This window comes from Streptomyces sp. DvalAA-14 (assembly GCF_900091855.1).
In the GTDB taxonomy this organism is placed as follows: Bacteria; Actinomycetota; Actinomycetes; order Streptomycetales; family Streptomycetaceae; genus Actinacidiphila.
In genome coordinates this window covers 1-8,978 of the sequence record NZ_FMCH01000235.1, presented here as the reverse complement: position 1 = coordinate 8,978, position 8,978 = coordinate 1, and the positions used below count along the sequence as shown (strand labels likewise).

The 8,978-nt window shown below is 74.3% G+C and carries 1 protein-coding gene; it reads left to right on the top strand.

Going from position 1 to position 8,978, the window contains the following annotated elements; translation table 11 throughout:
* Positions 1-8,978 (top strand): hypothetical protein (locus GA0115240_RS36815; protein WP_176725052.1); only part of this gene is annotated, 8,978 nt, incomplete at both ends.

The following is an 8,978-nucleotide window of genomic DNA, read 5'->3' as shown; positions in this document are numbered from 1 at the left end:
GCCGCGGCGGGGGAGGCCGGCCCCCCGGCCGCCGCCCCGACCCCGGACGACTACCGCGCGCTGCTGACCCGGGCGGCAGCCGCGGCGCACACGTCCGACCCGTCGGACCCGGCAGCAGGCGCCCGGCCCGCCCCGGCGCTCGCCGGCTTCGTCGAGCTCCCGCACCTGCGGGCGGCCGCCCAGCAGGTGGCCGGGCTGGCCGACCGTGACGCCCAGGCCGTCCGGATCCTCCGACTCGGCGCCGGCGCGGCCGTGGGGCCGCGCGAGCTGACCCGGCTGCTGTGGGCGGTGGCGAAGGCCCTGGAGTGGCAGAGCCGGACCCCGGCGCCCGACACGCTGGGCGCGACGATCCTGCACCTGGACCAGCCGGACCCGGCGCGGCGCGGCGAGCTGCTCGACGTGGTGGCCCAGGCGGCCGCCGTGGGCCGGGACCTGGACGATCCGGTGCAGCTGGCGGCCTTCCACCTCGGACTGCTGGGCGCCTACGCGGACGCCACCCGGCTGCTCGACGCCCACGGCAATGTGGTCGGCCGCAACTGGTTCAGCGGGACCCCGCTCGCCGGTCCGGTGTCCATGGCGACGCTCTACGTGGCCGATGGCGACCCGGCCGGCGGCACGGGCCTGCGAGGCACCGCGACAGCGCCGTGGGCGCGGCCCGGCCAGCACGTCCCGCACCTCATCTGGGCCGGGGGAGGCCCCGCCCACATCGTCATGACCCTGCCCGACGGCACCTCCCGCGCGGTGTCCTACGACGAGGTCGGCGAACTGGTCTCGTGGGACCCGGTGCTGCTGTCCCGGCCGCTGGCCGTCGGCGTGGTCCTGGCTGTCCCGCGGGCCCGGGCCGTCGCGGGCACGACGCTGGAGCAGGCGCTGGCGGGCGCGGATCCGCGGGCGGCCGTCAGCGCGCGCAGCGGCCGGACGGTCTGGTCCTCCCCGGACCTGGCGGCTCTGAACAAGGCCGCCGCCCTTCCCTACGCCGTCACCGTGCTGCCCGTCCAGCCGGGGGCGCACCAGCAGGCCGTCGCGGCGTGGACGGCCGTCGCTCCGCTGGTGCTGCCGGGGGCGGAACCCGCCGGGCCGGCGGACGGCGCCGACGAGACGGGTGTCACGTTCTCGGCCACGACCGCCGCCCCCGGCGGCACCACGGCGCAGCTGTCCACCGCGCCGCCGCCCAGCCACCCCCTGGGCACGCCGCTGCCCTCGATCCCGGAGGAATCGCCCCTTCCGGCCGAGAAGCGGGCGGCGATCACCGACGACCTGGACAGGCGCCGTCCGCCCCGGCTGGACCGCGACCTCCCGGCGCCGTCCCTGACGGTGGACCCCGTGCGGTTCACCGACCAGCGCAAGCTGCCGGTCTACATGGGCCGGGTCGGATCGCTGCTGAAGACACTGCCCGCCGATGTGCTGCGGCGCTCCTACAGCTTCGGCAACGGCGACCCGGTGCTGCGCGGCGTCGACCTGGTGGTGGACGAACTCGGCGCCCAGCTGACGTCGCCGCCGTCCGTGCGCCCCGGCGCCGCACAGGGCGACGGCCTGCGGGAGACCGGACTGCTGGCCGACGTACGCCGCGCGATGACGACGGCCCCGAGGACCTTCTTCGGCGACGGGCGGGACTTCTCCTACACCAACGCCAAGGGCCAGACCCGGGTGCTGAAGGTCAGGACCCGGCCCTACCCGGAATGGGAGCGGTTCGCCTTCGGCTACGCCAACCCGACGAAGATCGACAGCATGGCGCGGGCCACCACCACCACGGGCCGGACCGCGGTCAACAACACCTCCACCGCCCTCGCCCCGACGACGGCGCTCGGCCCGGCGAAGGGCCTGGCCAACCCCTGGGGGCGCATCTTCGCGCGCAAGACCTGGAGCAAGCGGGTCCAGTACTCGATGCTCAACCAGGTCTCCAGCCAGACCGAGACCCGCACCACGGACGGCTCGCACGCCCACCTCGACGACGTGCACTACGAGTTCAGCGTCACCGACGGCAAGGGCCGCCCGATCGACCAGGCCGGACGGCCCGTCCCCGCGGGCGGCACCCGGCAGCGGCCGGTCGCCTTCGGCTTCGCCGTGCGGCACGGCCTGTACACCCGGCTGCCCGACAGCGCCACCCGGGACCCGGAACTGCCCGCGGAGGTCCGGAAGGAGTTCCCGGCCGAGATGACGCTCACCCGGAAGGCGAACTACCGGTTCTTCAACACCGAGGGATTCGGGCCGGTCTCGCACATCCGCGACTGGGCGGTCCAGCAGATCAGGGCCAAGTCCGGCAGTTCCGCCCACACCGCGCTGGACGGGTACTTCTCGTCCGAGAACTTCCATCAGATGTCCCGGGTGATGGCCGCCGGCCCGACCATCACCCCGCCGCTGTTCGCCGACGGCGACCTCAAGCCGCTCGGATTCTTCTCGGTGCGGGTGCGGTCCGCCGAGGCGGTACTGATCGACGCCACGACGGCCGCCGAACTGCGAGACATCCTGCAGGCCACCACCCGCAACGAACGCGACCGCGGCACCGGATCGGTCGACATGGTCGGCGCCAGTATCGGACCGGCCTTCCAGCTGTTCGGGCTGGGCAAACTGGACCTGCGGGTGCTGCTCGGCTTCACCGCCCGCTACAGCCATTCCCGCAGCCGCTCGACACAGACCGGCGGCTCGGGGGCCGTCAGGTCGGCGGCCCAGGCCAAGGGCGCCGCCACCGGCCTCTACCTCGTCCACAAGACCGTCGAGGTGACCGCTCCCCCCGACGAGAAGGCGCCCTTCCCGAAGGGCGATCCGGGCACCCCCAACAAGATCCGCAAGAACCCGCCCGAGAAGTGGAGCGCGCCGCCGCGCACCGAGACCTTCCACACCTGGGCCGTGGAGCGGATGACGGCCACCGAGGCGCGCCGGCTGGCGGACGGCGACCCGGCGGCGAAGAAGAGCGCGGCGCCGGCGGCGGCGAAGAAGGCCGACGCCGGGCCGGCCGCCCCGCCCTACCTGAGCAAGGACGCCCCGACCACCTTGGGGATGAGCCGCGTCGAGGAGTTCACCTTCGACGGCGGCGAGTACGTCAAGAAGACCGGCGACAAGGAGCAGACGTTCCTGGAGCGGTTCGGCGATCAGGTGCTGCACGAGGTGGCCAAGGTGTACCCCGATCTGGTGGCCCCGCTCGAGGAGCTGAACCCGGCGAACCCGCGATGGCGCGGCGACAGCCACTTCCAGATGGTGCAGTCCAACACGGCGGAGGTGCTCAACGCCCTGGCCCACCACAGCATGGCGGGCAATCTCGAGGCCATGATGACGACCGGGTTCCGGATCGGGCTGGTGGACTCCCGCCGCGCCACCCGGGCGATGCGCTACGTGTGGCTGGACGCCGACCTGACCGACCGCCGGTACGAGGGCACCCAGAAGGAGCAGCGGCTGCGGTACAGCGCGCCGGGCAACGAGGTGCTGATCGGCCGGCAGGGCGGCGAACGCGGCCTCGACGTCGGCGTGGAGACCTCCGTGTCGCCGCGTGACGCCGACCGGGACGAGATCCGCGCCCCGCTGCACGCGGGGACCGTGGCGATCGGCGGACGCATCGGGCGCCGCAAGAACGAGGAGAGCGGCTACGGCCAGGCCGCCACCCACGAAGCCATGACGATCGGCACCAAGGGCTCCAACCTCTACAGCTACCAGATCTCGCTCACCGCCAAGCGCGGCGGCTTCCGGCGCCTGCGCAGCCTGCTGCGCGGAGTGCTGTTCCTCAACATCCTCGGCACGCAGCCGTTCATCTTCAACCAGAAGGAGACCGACCTGATCGGCCCGGCCCGGGGCAACGGGCCGGCGGTGGGCCGGGTGCTGCTCAGTATCCCCGTCGAGCACGTCCCGGCCGCCGGCCCCGGCTCCGCCCGGCCGCCGGCCGGCGGCCTGCACGGTATTCCGCTGCCGACCACCGCGCGCCGGGCCCGGGATCTGGCGCTGAGCACCCCGGCCGCGCTCGATCAGGCGGCACGGCGGCCCGCGGCGGAACTGGACAGGCACCCCTACCTGACACTCAGCGTCGTGTCCCATCCCGGCATCAACAAGGCCGCCGAGGAAGTGCTGGAGAAGGCGTCGGCCGGATCCTGGCACCTGACCTACCAGGGGGCACCCGCGCACGACGCGGCCCAGCGGATCTTCGAACCCCGCCATCTGACCGCCAACTTCGACCAGAGTTCCGCGCCGACCGGCTCGCGCGTGTCGGGGCTGTGGAGCAAGGGCGCCTATCTGAGCCGGATGGCCACGCTTGCCCACCTCGTCAAGCTGCGGCACGACACCCTGCGGGCGATCACCGGCGCGGTCCCGATGGAGACCGAGACCACGGTCGGCGGCATGATGCAGGTCCTCGGGCGCCTGACCCGGACCAGCCGGCAGTTCTTCGGCGGCCAGCTGGTCTATCTGCACTCGCACGGCGAGGGGACGGGCGTCACCGGCAACTACGCGGCTGTCATCAGCCCGTTCGCGAGCAGGGAGACCCGGACGCAGACGGTCAGCCGTACCGCCGTCGCCGAGATCAACCGCAAGGACACCGGGCGCCATGTCCTGATCCAGGGCGATGTCGACCACGAGATCGCGGCCGACTCCAGCGTGGTCGGGCGGTCCGAGAAGATCAAGAAGATCGTCCCGCGGCAACTGGCCGCGGCGGCCGGGCGGCGGGTGCACGTCGACGAGGGCTGGGTCGGGCACATCCCCGAGAAGAGCGCGCACCGCCTCGGCCTGATCAGGGACAAGTGGGGCGCGGTACCGCTCTACACCAAGCGGTCGTGGTCGCCGCAGCCGTGGCTGCGGCACGCCCCCTTCGGCAGCTATCCGGTGAACTCCCTGAACACCGCCGCGGTCCTGGCCGACTTCGACCGCAAGGTGCATCCGCTCGGCCTCAACGAGGAGGACCGGGACACCATCCACCGGGCGGTGTCCTCCCGGATCGTGCGCGCCGTCAACAAGGAGATGGCCGGCCACCGCTCGACGGTGCCCGCGCGGGTCGGCAACTGGGGCCTGGAGACGATGAACCTGTGGCTCAGCGACCGCCGGGCCCGGGTCGGCGTGCGCCTGGTCCCGAAGACTCCGGCCACGCCGGACACGGCGCCCGCGGCGGACACCACGGCCGCGGCGCCGGGGCAGGGCACCGGGGGCGCACCCCCGAAGAAGGACGGCTCGGGCTTCGGAGGGCTCGGGCACAGCGTGGAGCTGGAGGAGCACCGGCAGGCCACCGAGGCGGTGCAGGAAGGCCGCAGCAGGGTGTCCGGCGCCAACAACGGCTGGTCGGTGATGGAGAGCGCGCACACGGCCGACCCCACGGCGAAGGCGGCCGGCCCCAGTTACACCGAGATCGGCTCCTCCCGGAAGAAGTCGACCGAGACCCACACCGAAGGCAGCGTGAAGATCGCCACGGCGACCACCACGCAGGCCCACGCCGAGTACGCCACCGACTACGAGCTGATCCTCACGCTGGAGATCGGCGAGGGCCCCGAGCGACCCGAGGGCGACCAGCTGCCGACCGGTAGGCAGCGGCTGAAGCCCCTGGTCAAGCGCACCTGGCGGGACTGGACGGGGACGAACAGGCGGACCATCACCGCGACGGGCGACGTCGGCCGGCTGATCGAGCACTTCCCGCTCAGCCTGATGCGCCCCGACCCCGACCCCGCCTACGCCACCGGCCCGGACCCGGACCCGCTGGCCCCGCCGGAACTCCCCGCACCCGGCCCGGCCCGCCCGGTCGCCCCGCCGCGCACCATGGGACCCGGCGGCTGGCGCGACGTCCTGCACCCCGGCAGCGGAGAGGTTAAGCCGCACCAGCTGCCGGCCGACGGCTACAAGGTGCGCGGCATCATCGGGCTCCAGGAACTCCAGGACGCCAGCGCGGTGGCCGTCGCCGACGCCTACGACACCTCCTTCCCGACGTTCGACCGCGTCGACGACACCGTGCTCATGCGGGCCAGGGACACCCCGCTGACCCGGGCCGGCACCGGTTCCGGCCAGGTGCTGGAGGACGGCGAGAACAACACCGCGCTCACCGCCTTCTACGGCCGCACCCTCGACGCGGGCGGCTACCACCTGCCGGGCGTGAGCGACGTCGGCATGTTCGGCGGCTCGGAAGCCGATCTGCGGCTGCACGCCAAACCGGACTTCACCGGCGCGCTGCTGCTCACCGTCGCCGACGCCATGAAGCACGAGGCCCCCCGCAGGTCCTTCACCGGCGACGGCGCGTCGGTCGGCCGCTCCGGCGGCCACGAGAGCGCACTGGGCGGCGGCCCGATGCTCGCCAGCGAACCGACCGGCTCGGGCGTGTCCCAGGCCGGCAGCGGTGACTCCTCCGCCGACGCCGAGGGGCTGACGTCGGCCCGCGACGGACTCTCCTCGGTCAACATCAAGCCCAACACCGCCATGTCCTTCCTCTTCGCCGTCCCCACCACCTGGCTCAGCGTCGCCGCGGTACGGCACCACCTGAAGGACAGCGGTCCGGGCCGGCTGGTGCGCGGCACCTTCGGGCACGCCGGCAAGGGCGCCCGGGCGATGGAGACCGACACCACCGTCCTGACCTGGATACGCGAGGACATCGCCCGCGACCTCGGGCTCATCACCAGCGCCAACTTCCCGGCGAAGGTCGCCAAGGCGTGGGAGACGGTCACCAAGGCGGACAAGGCGTGGACCGCCGCCGACAAGAAGTACTGGGACGCCCGCCGCGACGGCGAGGCCGAGCGGCTCACCGTCCTGGCCGCGGCCCAGCGCCGGCTGACCACCGCGGAGCAGGAATCGGCGCGGCTGCCCGCCTCGCCGGACCTGCCCGACGTGGCCGCGGCGCAGGCCGACGTCGACCTGCTGGTGCAGGAACTGGCCGACGCGGCGCCGGAGCACGAGGGCTGGGCGGAGATCCTCGGCGCGGAGTACGAGCGGGCTGTCGCCGTCCGCGACCGGGCCGAGCGGGTCGCGGCCGCCGCGGCGGAACTGGCCCGGGCCAGGGACGCCCGCGACGAGGCGCAGCGGCACGCCGACCGCTTCGGCGCCGACCTGGCCGCGCTGCTCGCGAAGGCCGAGACCGCGGCCGACGACCTGCACCGGGTGCGCCACGAGACCGACCGCCTCACCCGCTGGTACCAGCTGGCGGCCACCGCCGAGGGCCGCGCCACCCTCGGCGCGACCGAGGAGCCGGGCCAGGTGACCCTCGGGCCGCCCGCGGCGCCGGCCCCCAAGCGGGACCTGCCGAAGACCGGCGAGGCCCCCGCCGCGCCCCGGCCGATGGCCAACCCCGAGCACACCGCGCCGCCGTGGCAGCCCGTCGGCGGCCAGGTCGGGCGCCGCTTCGACGCGGGGGCCGACCACCGCCTGCTGACCGCGACCGATCCCGACGGGTCGTCCTACCTCTACGACCTGACCGCCCCCGCCGACGGCGGCAACGGCTTCTACGCCGCCGTCCAGCTGGCCCGGGGCAAGCAGCGCGGCGGGGAACAGCTCGCCGCGCTGGTGGCCAACAGCAGTCGGCTGCCCGGTGATGTGCCGCTGGATCCGCGGGCGGTCTTCCACGCACGCGAGGTGGCGTCCGTGCTCGGATCCGCTTTCGCGCAGGACGACGAAGCGCAGGCCGAAGTGGCCCGCGGCGGCGGACGCCTGCCCGCCTCGGTCACGGCGCGGCTCACCCGCGCGCAGCGCCAGGCCCTGGTCCGGCTCAACCTGCGCACGGCGCGCCGCTGGGACGTCGACACGGCGCGGACGGCCGCCGCCATCACCGCCGAGATCTTCGGGGTCGGGCTGACGGTGGTGTCCGAGAACGGCTCCTCCGCGTACTTCGAGGGCCCCAACCGTGATCCCGGCCGCCCGCAGGCCCAGCTGACCGTGTACGAGCGCGGCGGCCAGTTCCTCGCCGCGAGTCCCCGGCAGGCCGTCCCGCCGCCCCCGGTGGCGCCTCCCGAGCCGGCTCCGCAGACCCCGCCCGCACCCCCGGCTCCGGCGGCCGTCGACTCCCCGGCCCCGCCGCAGGTCCCCGCCCCACAGGTCCCCGCCCCGCCGGCCGACGACGCGGTCCCGGACCCGACCTCCGCGGCCGGCGTCGCCCCGGATGCCTCCGACCCGGCGTGGACGTCCGGCACGAAGGGCAAGAGCGCCGCGCCGGACCTCACGGAGGGTCAGAGCTCCATGGTGGAGGTGCCACGGACCGGTGAATGCCTGCTGTACTCGCTGATGGCGAGCGACCCGGAGCACGTGCGGGCCACACTGCCCGCTCTGGCGGCCGCGAACCCGGCGGCCCACGCGTGGCTCGCCGACCCCGGCGCCGTACGCGACGAATTGCGCCGCCGGGCGGCGGCCGGCCGGCTGACCGGTGAGGCGCCGACAGGCCCGTCGGCGATCGTCGTCGAGGCGATGCGGACCTTCGTGGCGGACCAGCTCCGGGACGGCCGGCTGGACCCGCAGGTCGTCGGCCAGTTCCGGCAGTGGGCGACCGAGCGGGAACTCGCCACCCGGCTGGCCCGGATGGACCGCCCGGCCCTGCTCCGCCTGCTCGCCCACCACCGCGTCGGCCACGAGACCCTGGAGTCGATCGGTACCGGGCAGCTGCGCGCCCGCTACCGGGACGCCGCCGGACGGGACGCGGGCGATCTCGCGCCGCGCCGTCAGTTCGCCTTCCTCCAGGAGCGGGGACGACTGCTGCCGGTGGCCCAGCTCGGCGACAAGGGGCTGCGCAAACTGCTGACGGCGGCCTACCCGATCAGCGACGCGCCGCTGGACGACGAGGAGTTCGGCGTGGTCCTGGACGCGGTGGTCAACTGGGAGCAGTCCTGGGCGAAGCCGGTCGGCGAGATCTTCCTGCCGCTGCTGGCCTACACCTTCGACATCCGGATCGAGGTGGTCCGCCACGACGGTGTCCGGTCGCTGACCGGACCGGAGGAAGCCCCCCGGCAGGTCGAGGTCCACTACAACGGCGGCACCCACTACGACGGGAGCGACGCCGGGCCGGTGGTGGCGCCGGCGCCGCCGACCGGCCCGACCGGTGA